Genomic DNA, 19934 nt, shown 5'->3' with positions numbered 1-19934 from the left:
TCGTCATCGAAAAGAGGCGCAGAAAAGTCACTGCGTCCTCTTATCTCTCAGACGAAACGTCTGTTGGATGTAGCACCGTGCCCAGTGGTCGGTTGCTGCGGCGTCATCGGGCCAATTCCCTCTGCCAACTCGCGATAAGAGTCGTATGTAGTTGTCGTGTGTGATATTGATTTGAATCTTACGCAATCGACTTCCTCGCTGTCAAATCGAAATCAAGCAGAAACGGATATCATTTTTAAGTCATCTATAGAAAGAGTATTTTCAAAAAAATAAATTTTCTAAAAATAGTTTGACAAGTGGCGATTCTCATGTAAAAATTGCAATTAGATTTCACAATTTCATCCAATTCTTATCAAGAGCAGACGGAGGGACAAGCCCTACGATGTCGCAGCAACCGACCTTTTGGCACGGTGCTAATTCTTGCAGCTACTAAGCTGACAGATAAGAGTCCACGTTCGAATCATTCATGGTCTCTTGTCGCTGACGAGAGACCATTTTTTTGTTGAAGGAGGAAAGACATGGCTTATATCACTGCTACTTATCAATTGACTGCCCGTGATCGACTCGAGCAGCGCGCTGAACAACTCGCGCTTGGTCTGACAGTCGGTTCTTGGACGGAACTGAATCATCTCGAACAACAACAACTCGCCTCGTTCAAAGGGGAAGTCGTACATACCGAAGAGCGCGATGGCAAAGGATATATCACGATTCGTTACCCGGAACATAACGTATCGCGCGACTTTTCTGCGATTCTGACGACCGTCTTCGGGAAACTCTCACTCGACGGTGAAATCAAACTAACGGAATTGCTACTACCCGATACATTTACGTCGGACTTTCCAGGTGCGAAATTCGGGATCGAAGGGGTCCGTTCCTTGATCGGTGTCGAAGATCGCCCATTATTAATGAGCATCTTCAAAGGAGTCATCGGACGCGATTTATCGTTCCTTCGTGATCAACTCGAAGGACAACTCGCTGGTGGGATTGATCTCGTCAAAGACGATGAGATCCTATACGACAATCCGTTGACACCGACGATTGACCGGGCACGGATCGGACGTGAGGTCATCGATGCTCACTTCCAACGGACCGGTAAACGTGCGTTATATGCGATCACACTCAGCGGTCCCGTCTTTACGCTCAAGGATCAAGCCAAGCGATTGATTGATGCTGGAGCGACTGCTTTCTTGCTGAATACCTTCACATACGGACTCGATGTCTTACGTGAACTGGCAAGTGATCCGGAAATCAACGTTCCTATCTTCAATCATCCGGCATATAGCGGTGCGTTGATCGCTAGCCCGAATCACGGAGTCGCAGCCCCTGTCTTACTCGGCACATTACCGCGTGCTGCCGGAGCAGACTTGACGCTATTCCCGTCTCCTTACGGCAATGTCGCTTTACCAAAGGATGTCGCCCGTGGCATCGCGGTCGAAGCGACCCGTCTCGGTCAGACGAAATCAATCTTCCCGGTTCCTTCAGCCGGTATTCATCCTGGACTCGTCGCTCAACTCGTACGAGACTTCGGGATCGATTCCGTCATCAACGCCGGCGGCGGCGTACATGGTCATCCGCAAGGTGCTGCGGCTGGTGTCATTGCTTTCCGCCAGGCACTCGATGCGGCACTCGCAAATGAATCCCTATCGGCGGCAGCATCGCGTCATGAAGAATTACGGATCGCCCTTGACGCTTGGGGGATCAAGTCATGACCGTACGGATTCTTTGTGACTTCGACGGTACGGTGACGACGCAAGATAACATCATCGCACTCATGCAACAATTTGCGCCAGCGAGTGACTTCGAACCGTTGAAACGCGGCGTACTCGACCGAACGCTATCGATTCAGAGTGGTGTCGGGCAAATGTTCGCACTTCTGCCGTCTGACGGAAAAACAGCCTATCTTGACTTTTTGTTGGAGCGTGCAGTCATTCGCGACGGATTTTCGGAGTTACTTCAGTACAGTCGTCGTCAAGGAATCGATTTTTCGATCGTCAGCGGTGGAATGGACTTTTTCGTCGAACCGATCTTAGCGCCATTCCTTGAACAAGAACAGATTTACTGTAACGTCGCCGATTTCAGTGGTCCATTCGTCCATATCGATTGGCCAAACGCCTGCGATGCCCATTGCACGAACGGGTGCGGCTGTTGTAAAACGTCCGTTGCCCGGGCATTGCGCAAAGACGATGACGTCATCATCGTCATCGGTGACTCGGTGACGGACTTCGAACTCGCGAAACAAGCGGATCGTGTCTATGCCCGTGATTATCTGATCACGTTGTGTGAAGAGAACGATATCGCCTATACACCGTTTGAGACGTTCCACGATATCGTTCATGATTTAACGCGAGCGGAGGTGACAACATGACATTCATGCGACGGTATGAAGAGCTACGCGCCATCAAACAAGAGCTTGCGGCGCGCGATTGGTTCCCTGGTACGAGTGGCAATCTCGCCATTCGGACGTCCGGTGTCCCGGTTGAATTCCTTGTGACGGCAAGCGGAAAAGATAAACGGCAGACGACTCCTGACGACTTCGTTCATGTCGATGCGACCGGTCAATTGATTGGTGAGCAATCCGGGCGTCCTTCCGCTGAGACATTGCTCCATGTCGAAGTGTTCAATCGAACGGACGCCGGTTGTTCTCTGCATGTCCATACGATTGCGAACAATGTGATTTCGGAACTCTATGGCGATCAAGGCAGCATCACCTTTTCCGGTCAAGAAATCATCAAGGCACTCGGACACTGGGAAGAGGATGCGACGGTCACGGTACCGATCATTCCGAATCATGCGGACATTCCGACGCTTGCCGCTGCTTTTGCACCGCATGTCACAGCGGACAGTGGTGCCGTCCTGATCCGCAATCACGGAATCACGGTCTGGGCACCGACCGCCTTTGAAGCAAAGAAACACCTCGAAGCCTTCGAGTTTTTATTCAATTACACGTTGACGTTGCAATCATGCCGTCAATCCATTCATTAAAAGGAGGAATCATCTCATGGCAACAGTCTTATTCCAAGAAACAAACACACGGTATACGGATCAAACGGAAGTCGCTGACTTCCTCGCGTCACGCGGCGTTCTTTACGAACAGTGGGACGTTTCGAAACTTCCAGCGCCTCTCGTTGAGAACTTCACACTGACGGATGCAGACAAACAAACGATTCTCGATACGTTTGCTCCAGAAATCAAAGACGTATCAGAACGTCGTGGGTATCAGACAGCTGATATCATCTCACTTTCGGATACGACACCGAACCTTGATGAGTTACTCGTCAACTTCCAGAAAGAACATCACCATACGGATGATGAAGTTCGTTTCATCGTTAGCGGTCATGGCGTCTTCGCGATCAAAGACGAAGAAGTCGGCTACTATAACATCGAACTCAATCCTGGTGATTTGATTTCCGTTCCTGTTAACACACGCCACTACTTTACGCTTCAAGACGATCGTAAAGTCGTTGCTGTTCGGATCTTCGTCACGACAGACGGCTGGGTTCCGATTTATGAAAACGAGACGTCAACGGTCTCTTAAGAACGATATAAGCGCTGATTTCCTTTATGTGAAGGAAATCAGCGCTTTTCTTATCGCACAAACATATCACTACATTGACACGTAACCGATATAATGAAGGAAAAGCGATGAGGAAGTGAGCGTCATGCATATTCGTCCCGTAACGGAACACGACTTACCAGCGATTCTCGCCATCTATAACGAAGGCATTGAAGATCGGATCGCAACGCTTGAGACCGACCAAAAGGACTTATCCTTCATGACCCAGTGGTATGCGGAACGCACCGATCGATATGCCGGTTATGTCGCTGAAGATGACACAGGTGTCCTCGGCTTCATTTCCCTCGATCCGTATAATCCGCGTCCTGTCTACGCATCCGTCGGTGAGATTTCGGTTTATATCACCCGGACTCATCGTGGACAAGGGATTGGCACACGTTTGCTTGAAACGGCTGAGCAACACGCCCGTGATCATCAGATGCATAAGCTGATCCTCTTTACCTTCCCGTTCAATAAAATCGGACAAAAACTCTATATCCGCTCCGGGTTCCGGATCGTCGGAACGTTTAAGGAACAAGGACAGTTGAACGGCGAATATGTCGACGTCATGGCGATGGAGAAACGCTTACGATAGGATTCATTGAATGCCAGACAGGGAATAGTCACTCCGAGTCATTGAGAGAGGATGAACCTAATGGATATTCAACAAATTCGTAATGCAACACTCGTTGTCACGTATGCCAATCAAGTCTTACTGATTGATCCGTTCCTTGGCGAAAAAGGTAGCTTACCTCCCTTCGGTCAAACACCGAATGCCGTCGCCAATCCACTCGTCGACTTACCGGTCGATGTCAACACACTGCTTGATCCTGACGCAATCTTCGTCACGCACCTGCATGCCGATCATTTCGACGATGCTGCAAAACAACTTCTACCCAAGCATTTGCCACTCTATGCGCAGCAAGAAGAAGACGCGCAACAAATCCGAGAAGCCGGCTTCACGAACGTTTCTTCCTTCGATTCCGGTGTAACGATCGGTGATATCCAAGTCCATCGAACAGGTGGACAGCATGGTGTCGGTGAAATCGGCGAACGGATGGGACGTGTGTCTGGGCTCGTCCTCACCCATCCGGACGAACCGACACTTTATATCGCAGGTGATACGATCTGGTGTGACGAGGTCGCGCATGCGATCGAACAACATACGCCCGATATCATCGTCGTCAACAGTGGTGCCGCTCAGTTCTTGACCGGAGAGCCGATCACGATGTCACAGCGTGATCTCCTTGCCGTACACGAAGCGGCGGCGGAAGCGACGATCATCGTCTCGCACCTCGAGTCCGTCAACCACTGTCTCTTGCGACGTGATATGATTGCTGACTTTTTAACTGCTTTCCATCTCTCTGCCCATTTCCTGATTCCGGAGGATGGCGAAACGATGTCATTTTAAGAACAGTAACTTTCATTAAAAAGAAGTCCTTGTTTCGAATATCCATCGAAACAAGGACTTCTTTTTGTTATGGGATGACGAGACCTAACAAACGAGCAAAGGCAACTGCTTGCTCTTCCGTAATGACAGCACCTGGTAAAAATCGCGGATCGATCGTAATACCAGAGAGCTCCGTCTGCCGGAGGTCGAGACCTTTTAACGGCGTTTCAATCCATTGACTATCCGTAAGCCGGACCGCTTCGAGTTTCCACTGGGTCGGTTTCACTTCGAAGAACTGTGCTTCTTTCATCGTCGTTTCGCTCCAGTGTTGGTGACGGACCGTACTGCGAATGAACTGTGCGTAATCCGCAAGTCCTTCCTGAATCGTCACATGGTCCAGCGTACAATCTTCGAACTGAACACCCGTCATCCGGCATCCGACGAAGGACACGCGGTGAAAACGAGTTTCTTGGAAGTGACATCCCGTTAAGTCACATTGCTCAAAACGGATATCTTCGAACGAACCACGGTCAAAGGTGAGATTCGCGAACGAGACATTTTGAAAACACACTTGATAGGCATCGATGCGTTCTGTCAGTTCACTCGGCATCGACTCTTTCTCATAACGCGCCCCTTTTAGATACGGGTCATCGATTTCGACTTGATCGAACGTCTCTGGTTGAAGCGTTTTTGGTAATTCTGGTAAACGGATAATGGTCTCTTTCAATGAAGGTTCCCCCTTTTTTCTCTCCCTTAGTGTATCAAACTCCTTTTATATGAGGGAAAATCGTTCAAATTCCCCTTTTTTCAACAGTTTTTATTTTGAGACACTTTGAGACCATGCTATAGTCAAAGAAAATCAAAATAAGAACATATGTTCTTTTGTGTAAAGGAGTGATTCAAATGTTTCCTTCCGTCGTTTTACCACAAGATAAACGGATTTTTTGCGTCGACAGTGTGTCCTTCTACGCCAGCTGTGAATGCCAGTATCGCAATCTCCCTCCCTTGACGACACGCCTAGCGGTCGTCTCCGATTTGAAACGAAGCGGATCCGTCATTCTCGCTGCCACCCCTGCCTTAAAAGCACTAGGAATCAAGACAGCCGGTCGGCTATATGAAATCGAGCAATTGCCATACGCTGTTCGTCGCACGATTCAACTTGTCGAACCACGCATGCTCGCTTATATGAAGACGTCAATTCGTGTCCTTGATGTCCTGCACCAATTCGCCCCACCTGAAGCGATCCGCGTCTATTCGATTGACGAAAGCTTCATTGACATGACCGGAACCGATCGCCTATTTGGTTCCGACCTGCAAGCTGCCCTCAAAATTAAAGAAGCGATCCTGAAACAGACCGGCATCCACGTCCGGATCGGGATTGGTCCAAATAACGTCATCGCGAAACTGACCCTTGATTTAATCGGGAAAAAAGAAGGCATCGCGCGATGTGGATATGCCGACGTCGCACGACGTCTTCATGATTTTCCGATTCGGAAGATGTGGGGGGTCGGACACCGTATGGAACAACATCTGCAGATGATGGGGATTGAAACAATCGGTGATCTTGCCATGCGCCCTGTCGAAGAGTTGCACGAACGATTCGGTGTCATCGGTGCCGAACTATGGCACCACGCTTGGGGTCTTGACGCGTCACCGACACTTCTTGCGCCTCGTCATCTGTTCGAGAAAGCCCCTCAACGGACGATTGGACACGGTGTGACCTTAATGCAGGACTATTATCAGTTCGAACGCATTCGGAATGTGCTCAATGAACTCGTGCAGGATGTTGCCGCACGTTGTCGCTTTTCGAATCAAGTCGGCTGGACCGTTCACATCGGCGTCCGCTATTCTCGAAACGTCGTCCGAAGTGGTTTCTCCCGTCAAGTGCGGTTGCCTTATCCGACATCCGATGAACGAATCATTTTGCGTCACGTCTTACAATTATTCGAACCGAATTGGCTCGACGGAGAACCTGTTCGTTTTTTATCCGTCGCAGTGGGGCATTTGACTGCCGATCAAGGCACCTTACAGTTGTCTTTGTTCGAGGATAATGCGCGGCTCTGGAAACGACGACGGTTATTAAAAGCAATGGATGTCGTCAACCTCCGCTACGGAAAAGGAACGATTCGCCTCGCTGTCTCGTTTCTTGATACGAGTGTCGCCAAACGTCGCCTTCGTTTTGTCGGCGGTCATCCGGGAGGTGATCTTCATGACAGCGTATCGTGATCGAGGAAATTTAAAATGGATTCCTTTTCTCATGCCGGAACATTTGCAACTGTTGCGGGAATATTATGTCCAGATGCATCAGCTCGACTTGCCTGAAATTGATGAACAGTTGCAAGAATCATGGCACTTTCTGCTTCAAGAAGCTTTAATAGAAGGAAACGAACTTGAAATCACGTATTATAAGGAAAGTAGCTACGTGACGGTCGTCGGTTTCGTGGAACGACTAGAACCCGAACGTTCCGTTCTCTTTCTGCGCGGACGTGAAGTCATTGAAATTCCCTTCACACGAATCGTCCGGATCGAAAACGGGTAAGCTCTCATACAGATGGATGCTTTAAATCGTGCCCGGAAAGAAGGAATAGTCATGTTGGATTGGTTTACTTCCCTCCCCGTCGTCGTGCAAGCATTGCTTGCCGGAATGATGACGTGGGGGTTAACCGCACTTGGTGCGGCACTCGTCTTCGTCTTTACGACGATTGAAAAACGCGTCATGAACATGATGCTCGGTTTTGCTGCCGGCGTCATGATTGCTGCGTCATTTTGGTCGTTGCTTGCTCCTGCGATCGAGTTCACGGAGCAGGATGGAGGAATCGCCTGGATTCCTGCTGCCATTGGTTTTCTCGCTGGTGGATTTTTCGTCCGTCTCCTCGACTTCGTTACGCCGCATTTGCACTTATCTGCACCACTCGAGACAGCGGAAGGTCCTTCGACAGGACTCAAGAAAACGACATTGCTGTTTCTTGCGATCACGTTGCACAATATTCCCGAAGGTCTTGCGATTGGTGTCGCTTTTGGCGCCGCTGCCTTAAACATGGACGGGGCGACCGTCGCCGGTGCCTTGACGCTCGCACTCGGTATTGGGATACAAAACATGCCGGAGGGAGCTGCCCTATCGATTCCACTACGCGGTGAAGGAATGTCGCGCCGGCGCGCCTTCCATTACGGTCAATTGTCAGCAATCGTCGAACCGATTGCCGCGATGGTCGGAGCAGCCGCGGTCTTCTTCGTTCAACCGCTTCTACCGTATGCGTTATCGTTTGCTGCCGGAGCGATGATTTTCGTCGTCGTCGAAGAATTGATTCCGGAATCACAAGCAGAGAACGGATCCGATTTAGCAACGCTTGGTCTGATGGTCGGGTTTACGGTCATGATGATTCTTGACGTCGCTTTAGGATGATCCCGTTTCAAAACGAGTAGTGGACGATATCGTCTCCTGCTCGTTTTTCTGTTTGTAGATTCAGACATATTCCAGTGAAACCAATCGATTTGAAGTTTTTCTGACCTTGTGTCCTAACAGAAAGATTCCCTTTTCCTTCATGCCGTTTTAGTATGAATGAAAATGATCGGATTTCCTGATCTATCCGATGATACCTAAATCCATCTATTATCTTATCCAAACGAATTTAAATCGTACAACGCGTCTTACACATACGATCGTCTCTCAGACCTGCGCCCGATATTCCAATTAGTTCTATCTCACAAGAATAAAACATGATATGTTTTTAACTAGCACATCATATAGAAGGAGATTATCATGACAATCATTGAACTTTTAAAAGCGCTCTTACTCGGTTTCGTCGAAGGGATGACGGAATTTGCACCGGTCTCTTCCACAGGTCACATGATCATCGTCGATGACATGTGGTTGCAAACGACCGATTTTCTCGGTAAATATTCGGCGAACACCTTTAAAATCGTCATTCAGCTCGGATCGATTCTTGCAGTCGTCGTCGTCTTTTGGAAACGCCTCTTCAGCTTGATCGGTTTGTATAAGATTGAAGGCGAACATGACGCATCAGGCACACACAAGTTAAAGCTACGTCACGTCTTGATCGGTCTTCTACCAGCAGCTGTTCTCGGGTTGTTATTCGAAGATTTCATCGATGAGAACCTCTTCTCGATTGAAACGGTCATCATCGGTCTTGCTGTCGGTGCCCTCTTGATGATCGCAGCCGATAAACTCGGACCAAAGGAACCAAAAACGACATCGCTTGATCAGATTACATATCGCCAAGCAGCACTCGTCGGTCTGTTCCAATGTATTTCACTCTGGCCTGGCTTCTCCCGTTCTGGTTCAACGATTTCCGGAGGGGTCTTCCTCGGGATGAATCACCGGACGGCAGCCGACTTCACGTTCATCATGGCTGTACCGATCATGTTCGGTGCTAGTTTCCTTTCGCTCGTTAAGAACTGGGATAACATTCAACCGAACCATTTCGCATTCTATGCTGTCGGTTTCGTTGCGTCGTTCGTGTTTGCCCTCTTATCGATCCGCTTCTTCTTGAAGCTGATCAACAAGATCAAACTCGTTCCGTTCGCCATCTACCGTCTTGTCTTAGCGGCTATCTTAGCTGTCATCGTCTACATGTAAGTTCAAACCGTTAGCTATTTTAGCTGACGGTTTTTCATTTTTTTGAAACTAATTCAGTCGCTTAAGGGTATATAGGGATGAGACATAATTAAAGGAGTGAATGCCACATGGCACGCAGAAGTCGGAGTACATCAAAACTCCCATTAATCATCGGAGTCGTTATTGTTGCCGTGATTGCCTTTTTAGCAATCGGACAATACAATAGCCTCGTCAATGTAGAAGAAGATGTATCGAATAAATGGTCGCAAGTCGACAACCAAATCAAACGTCGTGCGGATTTAATTCCGAACCTCGTTGAAACCGTTAAAGGTGTCGCGGGTCAAGAAGAAAAAGTCTACGGTAAAGTCGCAGAAGCCCAAGCTGGTCTTGCGCGTGCTGCGTCAACCGAGCAACGAATTGAAGCTGACCAACAAGTCACGTCTTCGCTTCGCGGATTGATTGCCTTGCAGACGACTTATCCAGAATTAAAATCAAGCGAACGGTTCCAATCCTTGATGGACACGCTGGAAGGAACAGAAAATCGTCTCGGGATCGCCCGCAAGGATTACAATGATGCTGTAACCCTCTACAACAAAAAACGTCGGAGCTTCCCAACGGCACTTTACGCATCCGCCTTCGGATTCGAGAAAAAGCCGTATTACGAGATTTCAGACAGCGACCGGGAAAATCCGACCGTCGACTTTAACAGTGATTCGAAATGATTCGGCGGTGGACGCGACTTCTATTGAGCGCGTTCCTTGTCTTCTTCCTCTTCGTTCCAACAGCTAGTGCCGTTTCAGAACGGACGGGAGCAGCCTTCTTCATTCAGGATGATGCTCAGCTGCTCACCCCTTCGGAAGAAGCCGAACTCGCGCAACTCGGTCAGGAACTCGAACAATATACGACGGCACAAGTCGTTCTCAAGACGGTTCCCGATCTAAAGGGACAGGATTTAAGCTCTTACGCCAATGAAACGTTCCGGCGCCAAGGCATCGGTCAAGAAGGAAAAGACAATGGTGTTCTTGTCGTCGTCGCTCCGAACGAAAAGGATCGCCAATTCCGGATCGAGGTCGGTTATAAACTCGAAGGGATTTTGACAGACATCACAGCCGGACGTATTCTCGATCAGTATGCTGTTCCTTACAAGGAAAACAGTGAGTATGGAAAAGCAGCCTCCGAAACATATAAAGCGGTCGTCAGTGTCATCTCAAAGGATCAATCGCTTGAGTCACAGGATCCTCCGAAAACACAAAATGACGACGGACTTCCGCTTTGGACGAAGATTCTGATCGGTGCTGGATTAATGATCTTATTGTTCCTCGATATGAAGTTCACCGGTGGTATGTTCTTCTTTGCGATTTTGAACATCTTCTCCGCGATCATGCGTGGTGGCAGTGGAAATGGTGGCAGTCGCGGTGGTGGCGGAAGTTCCGGCGGTGGTGGTGCCGAACGGTAGAAAAGGAGTCGTTTTTTCATGAGGATCATCTTAGGGTATTACCTCCTCCTGACACTCATCGGATTTGTATCGATGTGGCAGGATAAACGTCGGGCGCGGCAACATGCTTACCGGACACCCGAAGCGACACTATTGACGATTGCTTTCCTCGGTGGTGCGCTCGGTTCTTGGATCGGTATGTACACAGTCCGGCACAAGACACGGAAAGCGAAGTTCCAATGGCTCGTTCCAATAGCCGCTATCTTGCATCTCGCTTTCTGGTTTGTTTACACTTCACAATGAAAGAATGTGACCGATAGAGAAGAGAACGTACGGAAATGTGTCCGTCGTTCCTTCTCTTTTTTGTATGAGGTCAATGATTATGAAGAACAGGTTTAATTTCTTTTTCTCTTAGGGTAAAGAATTTAACCAATTTAATAAATACATCTTTTTTTGATGTACTGAGAGGTGGACATCCCTTTATGTGGCATCCTTGCGCCGAATGTACGACATCCATCCGTTTCGTTGAAGCGGGAGCACTCCATATTCAATCACCAACGCCAGAAATCTATTCCTATCAATCGTTTGAACAGCTCGAACAGCTACTAACATCGCTCTTACGTGTAGCGGATTATCCGGTGTCGTGTCGCGCCACACAATCGCGTTATGTGACAGCACCCATCCTAGCTTCAGCACTTCTAGAACAACTGAAGCATCGATCTGCGATTGATTTCATCCAGCATGGGATCATGACGAGCCATTTACAACCGATTTATGATATCCAGCGCAACGTGCTCGTCGCGAACGAAGCCTTATTGCGAGCAGCAGATGATAATACGCCGATCTCGCCTGGTGTCTTGTTTTCGACGGCCTCGAAGATGGGACTTCATTCCCGTCTTGATCAGCGGGCGCGTGAAGAAGCCATCCGTGCGACGCATCATATCGGTGGCACAACAAAAACGTTCATCAACTTTCTCCCTTCGACGATCTATAATCCGGAGTACTGCCTGCGCCATACGTTTGAGATCGTCGAACGTTATCAAGTCGATCCGAGTCGGCTCGTCTTCGAAGTCGTCGAAACGGAAAAAATTGAAGACGTCAACCATTTGAAACACGTCTTCGAACAATATAAAAAGCAAGGCATTCAAGTAGCACTGGACGATGTCGGCGCTGGTTTCTCGACACTCGATATGTTGTCCTTGCTTCAACCGGATTATATTAAGATTGATCGTTCCTTCATCGATCACTGCGATACGAACTCAGAAAACGAAGCCTTTTTACGAAAAGCCCGTCATCTGACACGAGAAATGGGGATTCAAATCTTAGCGGAAGGAATCGAACGGCAAGAAGAACTCGATCTTTGCCGCGAACTCGGCTTCGATCTTGGTCAAGGATACCTACTCGGTCGCCCTGCTCCTTATGCTCGCTTTGCGAAAGCACAATAAAAATACGCACATGGACCGTTTGATGATTATTCGGCACATGTGCGTATTTTTATGTTAAGTCGTCGAAACGAAAACAGTCTCGTTCCGTGTAATAGCATCCACTAGTTGTTCCATTGACACGATCGGACGCAACAGACGACACAATTCCTCTTTCGATGTCCGTAAAGCAAGTGTTTCGACGACATCGAGCGATAATGCGAAGTCTGCGAGTGCCGTCGGCTGTTCTTGTGCAATAAGATAGTCACGCAACTCTGCATAATCATCATCATGTCCGAGTAACTTCTCCTGAACGAGTAGTCCGTAACCTACCTTACTCCCGTGCAAGAACGCATGCGTTTCTGGATGAGGAGATAACGCGTTATGCACTGCGTGTCCGATTGCACCACGCGTCGCCGCGTCACCAAAACCGCCGATACTTCCGGCTAACGGAATGACGGTTTCGACGAGATGTTGCATTTCAACGGGATACTCACGAAAACGCGTTTCCGTTATATTCGTCGACAAGATAAGATCCTTACAACGTTCAGCTGTTCGAAGCGCCATCTCAATGACGGGATCTTCAGCCGATGATCCGCTTAAGGCACGTGCTTCATACCACTTCGCTAGCGTATCGACGAGTCCGGCTACGAAATAATCATACGGACTTGCTGCGATAATCCGATGATCGAGTAAAAGAGCTTCAATCACGACGGGAAACGTATCAAATCGGATGTACTGTCCCTCTTCGTTATACATGACACTGAGCGGAGTCCACGGAGCACAGTTCGAGACGATCGTCGGAATGACGATGATTGGGCGTTGTAATTGAAACGCGACTTGTTTTGCCGTATCGATGACACTCCCACCTCCGAGCGCGAGAATCACATCGTATGGAGCACATACCTGTTTGAAAGCTTCCACCTGTTGATCCGTACAATGTCCTTCAAATAAAAAACGTGGTAATGCTGGTAAAGCAAAAGCGGCTGCTTCATAGGCCTGACGTCCATGAATCAGGACTGCTGAACGATCACCTATCACTTCTTCGAGTTGATCGAGTGCGTGTTGCTCATGTATGTATTGTAAAACAGCTTGTCGAATCACAGGATCGCCTCCTAATATTTGTTATCGCTCAGTATACGCAAAAGAACTCACTTCGGCAATCATTCGATTTTTACAGGAGGAGCGCGTACACTAGAAAAGAGAAGAATCTACTACAAAGGAGTCGATGAATCGATGCAACAGATTACGTTAAATAACGGCATCAGCATGCCCCAACTCGGATATGGTGTCTTTAAAGTACCGGAAGAAGAAGTATATGAAGCGGTCAGCGAAGCACTCCGCGCCGGGTATCGTTCAATCGATACGGCGATGATTTACGAGAACGAAGAAGGTGTCGGTCGCGCGCTGCGTGACTCGGGCATTCCCCGAGAAGAGATCTTTCTAACGACGAAAGTCTGGAATTCCGATCACGGCTATGAAGAGACACTTGCCGCTTTCGAGACGAGTCTGCAAAAGCTTGGTGTCGATTACGTCGATTTGTACCTGATTCATTGGCCGATGCCAAAAGAAGATCGTTATGTCGAGACATGGCGGGCGCTCGAACATCTCTATGCAGAAGGAAAGACGCGTGCCATCGGTGTTTCGAACTTCCATATTCCGCACTTGGAACGAATTTTAGCCGAAGGATCAATCGTTCCTGCCGTCAATCAGATTGAACTCCATCCGTTCCTCAGCCAAGAAGCGATCCGAGACTTTTGCCGCAAGCACGGTATCGTCGTTGAAGCTTGGAGTCCATTGATGAAAGGACGCGACGCGTTAACGCATCCGGTCATCGTCGATATTGCCGATCGTCATCAGAAAACGCCAGCTCAAGTCGTCCTCCGTTGGCACTTGCAACACGATATCGTCGCGATTCCGAAATCTGTCACGCCAAGCCGCATTCGCGAAAATCTCGATGTCTTCGACTTCAGCTTGTCAGACGCTGATATGCAAGCCATCGATCAATTGAACGCCAACGTGCGTACAGGATCAAATCCGGATCATAAATAAGACGAGACGATTCTCGTTTAATCTCCATACAAAAAGAAGGTATTTTTCGGAATTGATCCGGAAAGTACCTTCTTTGATGATGACCCTAACGCGTGATTCTAATCCATTATTTTAGCGGTCTAAATTATTTCCATGGTCTTGCTTGGCGATGTCATCCGATTGATGTTTCGATTGACGACGTTCTTCGCCGTCTTGCGTTGCATCATGTTCTTTTTCCTTGCGTTCTGTTTCCGGCCGGCGGAAATCGTCATCCCGACGCATCGCGATGTCCGGTTCCCGGTTCCCGTCGAGTTTTTTTGAATGATCGATTGCCTGCTCGTCTTGCGGCATCTTATCCGTACCGGCACGGTGCAAATCAATCTCTGCATGCTCTTCCTTCGAATCTTTATCAACATCAAGTGGATTACCGGAGCCGAGCTGTGCATTGGAGTTCGCATCTGATGACGTATGTGTCTCTTCGCCACTACCATAACGGACTTTTACATCAGGATGCGTATTGTCTGTATTTAAATGTGGATCGAACTGGATGTCCTGGACTTCAAGTAACAGAACGAAGCCCCCACCTTCGACTTCCGTTTTGCGTTGTTCGATTTCATTGTCTGATAGATCAAGTGACCCGAACAGATCATCGACTTCTTGATCGCGTCCTTTGTTCCCACGAATCCGATCAATCCAAGACGGTTTTGTCGTCGCGATTTCTGCGTCCATTTGGCTACGGACGAGTGCGATGTTCGACTTCTCCTTGACGATGACGTAGAAGTCTTCCTCCCGATGTCCTTGAATGTGCAGTTCGTCCATTTTTGAGATCAATTCTTCCTCTGAATAGAACGTTCCGATATATTGTTTCGTTTTCATGGATGTTCTCCCCTTATTAACACGATTTGTCATGCGTGACTTCTATAAGGAGTATTTCCTCTTTTGCGTTAAAATATGCCAAAAAACATGCGTTCCATTAAAACGTCATCTGTTTGACATGTAAACAATCATTCGCCGACGAGTTTCAGACCAATCGTCGCACTCAAGACGAGACCGATACAAACCAGTCGCTTCCAGTCTTTTGATTCGTTATAGAGCACCATGCTGAGAATCGCACCACCCGCTGCTCCGATTCCCGTCCATACCGCGTACGCTGTTCCCATCGGTAAACCATTCATCGCAAGTGTCAAAAATAGAAAACTGAGTCCGAATCCTGTTCCCATCAACAGTAGATTCTTCGCATTCTTATTTTGATTGAACGTATTGATCAAGACGACACCAAACATCTCAAAGATTCCGGCAATGATTAAATAAATCCAACTCATGCTGATTTCTCCTCTCCACTGACTAATTTCAGACCGATGACGCCGACGAGTAAGACAGCAATCAATGCTAATTTCATCACGGAAGCGGCTTGATCGAACAAGACGATATCCGTCACGACCGTTCCTGCTGTTCCGAGACCGACGAAAACAGCATAGACCGTTCCGACTGGTAAATGGTTACTCGCTTTAATGAGCACGGTAAAGCTAACGATGATACAGACGATCGTTGCAGCCCACTCAAGTGGTGTTGCCGCATGTTTTAATCCGATGACCCAGCCCACTTCAAAACACGCTGCGACGATGATGCCAATCCAATACTTTGCCATAGTAATTGCCTCCTGATAGGTAAATTCAAATGAAAAAGCCCGGGAGCAAGCGAGACGATTCGCTTTACTCCCGGGCTTTTATCCCTCCGTTGCATGGACAAACGTCCATGTTCCTCCCTCGGTCCAGCCGTACGGAACCCTAGAGGATACTCCCTATTCCATTCGATACAACCACCCTAGCACGCCCTTTTTCCCGTGTCAAACAGGAATCCGTTCCCCATCTGTCAAATAGAATCAAAGTGACTTCATCTGAAAGAGGAGGATGCTGCATGCGTTATAAAATCAATGATCAACTTCGGATTCGTCGTTTTACACCAGAAGATGTAGAAGCGGTTCACGCCTATGCCTCACAACCCATCGTCAGTCAATTCCAATCATGGGGACCGAATACCGAAACGGATACGAAACAATTCCTACATGATGCGCTTGAAAGTGAACTCGAGACACCAAGACGTCGTTATGTCTTTGCCGTGACGTTTCCAAGTGACGTCGTCATCGGTGCCGGTGAACTCGTCATCACAGACGTTGATAATAAAATCGCCGAAATCGGATACGTCCTCTCGCCTGATGAATGGGGGAACGGATATGCGACGTCGATCGCCTCTTTCCTTCTCCAATTCGGTTTCGAAAAACTAGAACTACACCGCATCACGGCAACGTGTGACCCACGGAACGTCGCTTCTGAACGCGTGTTGCAAAAGGTCGGCATGACGAAGGAAGGACAGCTCCGTGAGACGGTCTATCTCGAAGACCACTGGCGCGATTCCTTGATTTACGGCATGCTCGACTGGGAATGGCAAGTGGATCACGAAGAAGATAACTAACATACGACTTCAAACGGTGTGCCAAGGCATACCGTTTTTTTATGGATAATCTCCTATTTTTTTGATTTTTATCAATTTTTAACAATCGCATGCTACACTATTCATAATGATAAATTTTAAGAATTGGAGTGAACCTCTTGATGAAAAAATGGACTGCTCATGTTGCTGGACTTGCCGCAACGTTAATGTTGAGCTCGGTTTTACCCGCACCCGCTTTCGCTGAATCGCCACCTGCTCAACCGATGGCAGAAACACAAACAGTCACCGAGACGATTGGAACGGCTTATTTGAAAGAGGATGCTGCGTTGCTACAAACGGCTGATTCCACAACGGTCATTCAACAACTACCAGCAGGAACAACATTCAAGACACTCAGCACGGACGGTGACTTTACCCGTGTCAGTTGGCAAGAAGGCGCTGCTTATGTCGCAACAAACGCGTTGACGCAAACAGCACCTGTCTTTCAAAAACAAGCAACACTGACGTCGAAAGGTCCACTCTCATTAGTTGCTTCACCATTTGATTCCACCGTCGTGACGACACTTCCCGCCTATCAGCGAATCGATACATACGGCACTTTCGACACGTTCACACGTCTGAAATGGGACGAGCAATACGTCTACGTCTCTACGACACAACTCGAGCAACTTCCGAAATTAGTTGGAACGCGTTATGCCAAACGAGCGACTTCTCTTTTCGTTGAACCGAAGACGACGAGCGCGAAGTCAGCTGTCACTCAAAATCAAGCATTCGAAACGTTCGGTACGATCGGTACTTTTACACGTGTTGCGACTAAGACGGGTTACGCCTTCGTATTGACGGCTGATTTAGCTGATGCGCAGGTCGAAAATTATCCGGAAACAGGACTGCGTTATGCCAAACGAACGACTTCTCTTTTCGTTGAACCGAAGACGACGAGCGCGAAGACAGCTGTCACTCAAAATCAAGCATTCGAAACGTTCGGTACGATCGGTACTTTTACGCGTGTTGCGACTAAGACGGGTTACGCCTTCGTATTGACGGCTGATTTAGCTGATGCGCAGGTCGTGAACCATTCGGAAACCGGGCTACGTTACGTCCAACAGCAGACGACGGTCTATGCTACTGCGACTACAAAAGGAAAAGTCGTACAATCGATTCCTGTGAATACTTCTCTTCAGACGTACGGCATCGAGGGGTCATTTACACGAATCAAACGAAACGACGAGTATGCCTATGTGTTGACGGCACATCTCGGTACGTTGAAATACTATCCGAAGACTGCACGCCTCTATGTTCAGCGCGCTACGCCAATCTATTCGGACGCCAAATCTTCAAGTCCTGTCTTGAAGCAACACCAAACGAATACGCTGCTGACGGTGTATGGCACAAGCGGTACCTATAGCCGGATCATCTTCCGTGGAGTTCATGCTTACGTCAAGACAGCTGATCTCGGTACTGGAAAAGTCTATGCATCAACCGGGACACGATACGCGAAACGCAACTTGTCCGTCTACACATCTGCTTCGACGAAGAGCAAAATTATGTATTCCGTCAAACGAGCTGACAAACTAACGGTTTACGGCACAAGCGGTAGTTACACACGCTTGAAAAAAGGATCGGTCTACGGCTACGTCAAGACGACGGATCTCGTGACGAAAAAGCCGGATCTGTATGACGTCACTGGTCAACGCTATGTGACGGAAGACGATGTCGTCATTCGTTCGCAGGCAAAACTTTCGAGCAAAAAAATCGGCACACTCAAAAAGGGACCTCGATTTCGATCTACGGAAAAAGCGGTTATTATACACGCGTCAAATATAAAAATGCCTTTGGTTTCGTCGATTCGAGTCGTATCGGACTGAACAAGCCGACGGCAAAAGCAAAAAAAGGAACGACATTTTATGTCCACCTGGACCAGACGCCACTCTTCTCTGCCGACGTTGCTTACAGTCGCCCAGCTGCCTATTTGAAGAAAGGAACAAAACTGATTGGTCTGAAATCGATTGATGATGACTTTTGGCAAGTTCGCCTGGCAAATGGTCAAACCGGTTATGTCCTCAACCCTTATATCAGCACGAGCAAACCCGATATGGGACTGACACAAAAAGCGATCGACCGGGCGAAAATCTATACGGTCAAACAGACGACGTCGTTCTTTGCGAGTCCGACAAGTCCAAAAGGCAACGGACTCGTTGAACAAGGCAAACGGGTTTATCCGCGTCATCGAGTCGGAAACTTCTATGTCATCCAGTCAGGCTGGACACCTGTTTATCTTCCTGTATCCGCTGTGACGATCACGTCCGATAAACGGGTCGTCAAAAAGAACAATACGCGTGGTGAAAAGCTGATCCAAGCAGCAGTCCAACATATCGGCACACCATACACATGGGGTTCGCAAGATGCCGTGAATGGTGGTTTTGACTGTTCCGGTTTGATTCACTACGCGACGAACAAGGCTGGAAAATACGGTGGTCGGACGAACGTTCGTGGCTACTGGTACGGTGCTTTCTTTACGAATCGCCGGACGAGTATCTCGAGTGGTAAACGCTCGGATATCGTCTTCTTCCAGAACACCTACACGGATGGTCCATCGCATATCGGAATCATGCTCGATAGCGAACACTTCATCCATGCGGGCGGTTCACAGCTCCAAATCAATTCGATTTATGAACCGCGTTGGCAAGAGCATTTCCTCGGATTTAAATCGATGTAAGACAAAAAAAGACGAAGCCGTCGAATTCGACGGCTTCGTCTCTTCTTATCGCAACACGTCAGAATGTCATCTCGACGTATTTCGTTACTTGTCGATCCATCAAGTATAACTCGATCTGTTCACGGTATGCTTTATAATGATCGGATGCGATATGCGCTTCAAGCGCCTCTTCGTCCCGATACACTTCATACAGCATGAATTGATGCTCATCCTCGATCGATTGGTGCAAGGAATAACGTAAGCATCCTTCTTCTTTTTGTGAGGCATGATAGACCGTTTGTAGAATCGGGAAAACTTGATCCGCGAGTCCTGCTTTGATTGTAAGTACAGCGTTGACGACGATTTCTCCCATGTTTCATTA

The 19934-nt window shown here is 48.2% G+C and carries 24 protein-coding genes and 2 riboswitches; of the genes, 18 read left to right on the top strand and 6 right to left on the bottom strand.

Annotation, left to right across the window (positions count from 1 at the left end):
- Positions 1-37: 37 nt before the first annotated feature.
- A riboswitch (SAM riboswitch) is annotated at positions 38-141 on the bottom strand.
- 205 nt (positions 142-346) lie between these two features.
- Positions 347-448: riboswitch (SAM riboswitch) on the top strand.
- A gap of 70 nt (positions 449-518) precedes the next feature.
- The 6 genes from AC3B4V_RS10760 (at position 519) to AC3B4V_RS10735 (ending at position 4964) form a co-directional block, all read left to right on the top strand.
- Complete coding sequence (locus AC3B4V_RS10760) at positions 519-1709, top strand: 2,3-diketo-5-methylthiopentyl-1-phosphate enolase (RefSeq protein WP_290777992.1); 1191 nt, start codon at positions 519-521, stop codon at positions 1707-1709.
- Positions 1706-2365 carry a 2-hydroxy-3-keto-5-methylthiopentenyl-1-phosphate phosphatase gene (locus tag AC3B4V_RS10755; protein WP_488378383.1) on the top strand — a complete coding sequence of 220 codons (660 nt, stop codon included), beginning with the start codon at positions 1706-1708 and terminating at the stop codon, positions 2363-2365. The genes AC3B4V_RS10760 and AC3B4V_RS10755 overlap by 4 nt, the downstream gene beginning before the upstream one ends.
- Positions 2362-2982 (top strand): methylthioribulose 1-phosphate dehydratase, encoded by a 621-nt coding sequence (locus tag AC3B4V_RS10750; protein ID WP_023467033.1) that lies wholly within the window; start codon positions 2362-2364, stop codon positions 2980-2982. The genes AC3B4V_RS10755 and AC3B4V_RS10750 overlap by 4 nt, the downstream gene beginning before the upstream one ends.
- A gap of 16 nt (positions 2983-2998) precedes the next feature.
- Positions 2999-3535 (top strand): 1,2-dihydroxy-3-keto-5-methylthiopentene dioxygenase, encoded by a 537-nt coding sequence (locus tag AC3B4V_RS10745; protein ID WP_023467032.1) that lies wholly within the window; start codon positions 2999-3001, stop codon positions 3533-3535.
- A gap of 124 nt (positions 3536-3659) precedes the next feature.
- Positions 3660-4148 (top strand): arsinothricin resistance N-acetyltransferase ArsN1 family A, encoded by a 489-nt coding sequence (locus AC3B4V_RS10740; protein WP_029340721.1) that lies wholly within the window; start codon positions 3660-3662, stop codon positions 4146-4148.
- Positions 4149-4208: 60 nt separating this feature from the next.
- The gene (locus AC3B4V_RS10735; RefSeq protein ID WP_064300624.1) at positions 4209-4964 is read left to right on the top strand and encodes an MBL fold metallo-hydrolase; all 756 of its coding nucleotides are present in this window, start codon (positions 4209-4211) and stop codon (positions 4962-4964) included.
- Positions 4965-5031: 67 nt separating this feature from the next.
- Here the strand turns inward: AC3B4V_RS10735 and AC3B4V_RS10730 are convergent, their stop codons facing one another.
- Entirely contained in the window at positions 5032-5670 is a 639-nt protein-coding gene (locus tag AC3B4V_RS10730) for a pentapeptide repeat-containing protein (RefSeq protein ID WP_064300623.1), read from the bottom strand.
- A gap of 176 nt (positions 5671-5846) precedes the next feature.
- On the opposite strand from AC3B4V_RS10730, the gene AC3B4V_RS10725 reads away from it, so the two are divergent.
- The 8 genes from AC3B4V_RS10725 (at position 5847) to AC3B4V_RS10690 (ending at position 12399) form a co-directional block, all read left to right on the top strand.
- Positions 5847-7169 carry a Y-family DNA polymerase gene (locus AC3B4V_RS10725; protein WP_047391492.1) on the top strand — a complete coding sequence of 441 codons (1323 nt, stop codon included), beginning with the start codon at positions 5847-5849 and terminating at the stop codon, positions 7167-7169.
- On the top strand, positions 7153-7482 hold the full coding sequence (locus AC3B4V_RS10720; protein ID WP_023467027.1) for a YolD-like family protein: 330 nt from the start codon (positions 7153-7155) through the stop codon (positions 7480-7482). Before AC3B4V_RS10725 ends, AC3B4V_RS10720 begins: the two co-directional genes overlap by 17 nt.
- Positions 7483-7533: 51 nt before the next feature.
- Positions 7534-8346, top strand: coding sequence for a ZIP family metal transporter (locus AC3B4V_RS10715; RefSeq protein WP_023467025.1), 813 nt, complete (start codon positions 7534-7536; stop codon positions 8344-8346).
- Positions 8347-8703: 357 nt separating this feature from the next.
- Positions 8704-9540, top strand: a complete 837-nt coding sequence (locus AC3B4V_RS10710) for an undecaprenyl-diphosphate phosphatase (protein WP_488378382.1) — start codon at positions 8704-8706, stop codon at positions 9538-9540.
- A gap of 107 nt (positions 9541-9647) precedes the next feature.
- Positions 9648-10241 carry a LemA family protein gene (locus tag AC3B4V_RS10705; RefSeq protein ID WP_488378381.1) on the top strand — a complete coding sequence of 198 codons (594 nt, stop codon included), beginning with the start codon at positions 9648-9650 and terminating at the stop codon, positions 10239-10241.
- The gene (locus AC3B4V_RS10700; RefSeq protein ID WP_488378380.1) at positions 10238-10975 is read left to right on the top strand and encodes a TPM domain-containing protein; all 738 of its coding nucleotides are present in this window, start codon (positions 10238-10240) and stop codon (positions 10973-10975) included. Before AC3B4V_RS10705 ends, AC3B4V_RS10700 begins: the two co-directional genes overlap by 4 nt.
- Positions 10976-10993: 18 nt before the next feature.
- Complete coding sequence (locus AC3B4V_RS10695) at positions 10994-11257, top strand: DUF1294 domain-containing protein (protein WP_051656210.1); 264 nt, start codon at positions 10994-10996, stop codon at positions 11255-11257.
- 179 nt (positions 11258-11436) lie between these two features.
- Positions 11437-12399, top strand: coding sequence for an EAL domain-containing protein (locus AC3B4V_RS10690; RefSeq protein WP_195865730.1), 963 nt, complete (start codon positions 11437-11439; stop codon positions 12397-12399).
- 54 nt (positions 12400-12453) lie between these two features.
- Here the strand turns inward: AC3B4V_RS10690 and AC3B4V_RS10685 are convergent, their stop codons facing one another.
- Complete coding sequence (locus tag AC3B4V_RS10685) at positions 12454-13479, bottom strand: iron-containing alcohol dehydrogenase family protein (RefSeq protein WP_488378379.1); 1026 nt, start codon at positions 13477-13479, stop codon at positions 12454-12456.
- Positions 13480-13611: 132 nt separating this feature from the next.
- Here AC3B4V_RS10685 and AC3B4V_RS10680 point away from each other — a divergent pair, with 132 nt between their 5' ends.
- The gene (locus tag AC3B4V_RS10680; protein ID WP_214856053.1) at positions 13612-14427 is read left to right on the top strand and encodes an aldo/keto reductase; all 816 of its coding nucleotides are present in this window, start codon (positions 13612-13614) and stop codon (positions 14425-14427) included.
- A gap of 111 nt (positions 14428-14538) precedes the next feature.
- Here the strand turns inward: AC3B4V_RS10680 and AC3B4V_RS10675 are convergent, their stop codons facing one another.
- The 3 genes from AC3B4V_RS10675 to AC3B4V_RS10665 form a co-directional block, all read right to left on the bottom strand.
- The gene (locus AC3B4V_RS10675; protein WP_488378378.1) at positions 14539-15282 is read right to left on the bottom strand and encodes a general stress protein; all 744 of its coding nucleotides are present in this window, start codon (positions 15280-15282) and stop codon (positions 14539-14541) included.
- 128 nt (positions 15283-15410) lie between these two features.
- On the bottom strand, positions 15411-15728 hold the full coding sequence (locus tag AC3B4V_RS10670) for a DMT family transporter (RefSeq protein ID WP_023467016.1): 318 nt from the start codon (positions 15726-15728) through the stop codon (positions 15411-15413).
- The gene (locus AC3B4V_RS10665) at positions 15725-16054 is read right to left on the bottom strand and encodes a DMT family transporter (RefSeq protein ID WP_029340708.1); all 330 of its coding nucleotides are present in this window, start codon (positions 16052-16054) and stop codon (positions 15725-15727) included. Before AC3B4V_RS10665 ends, AC3B4V_RS10670 begins: the two co-directional genes overlap by 4 nt.
- Positions 16055-16323: 269 nt before the next feature.
- Here AC3B4V_RS10665 and AC3B4V_RS10660 point away from each other — a divergent pair, with 269 nt between their 5' ends.
- From AC3B4V_RS10660 to AC3B4V_RS10650, 3 genes are all read left to right on the top strand, one after another.
- Positions 16324-16878, top strand: coding sequence for a GNAT family N-acetyltransferase (locus AC3B4V_RS10660; RefSeq protein ID WP_133208350.1), 555 nt, complete (start codon positions 16324-16326; stop codon positions 16876-16878).
- Positions 16879-17018: 140 nt separating this feature from the next.
- A complete protein-coding gene (locus AC3B4V_RS10655; protein ID WP_488378377.1) occupies positions 17019-18722 on the top strand; it encodes an SH3 domain-containing protein in 1704 nt (567 codons plus the stop codon).
- Positions 18723-18826: 104 nt separating this feature from the next.
- Positions 18827-19573: a C40 family peptidase gene (locus AC3B4V_RS10650; protein WP_488378376.1), complete on the top strand. Its 747-nt coding sequence runs from the start codon at positions 18827-18829 to the stop codon at positions 19571-19573.
- Between the two features lie 58 nt (positions 19574-19631).
- Here the strand turns inward: AC3B4V_RS10650 and AC3B4V_RS10645 are convergent, their stop codons facing one another.
- Positions 19632-19925 carry a putative quinol monooxygenase gene (locus AC3B4V_RS10645; RefSeq protein ID WP_029340705.1) on the bottom strand — a complete coding sequence of 98 codons (294 nt, stop codon included), beginning with the start codon at positions 19923-19925 and terminating at the stop codon, positions 19632-19634.
- Positions 19926-19934 lie beyond the last annotated feature (9 nt).

The organism is Exiguobacterium sp. E17S (assembly GCF_057772545.1).
This window is presented reverse-complemented; position numbering and strand designations above follow the sequence as displayed.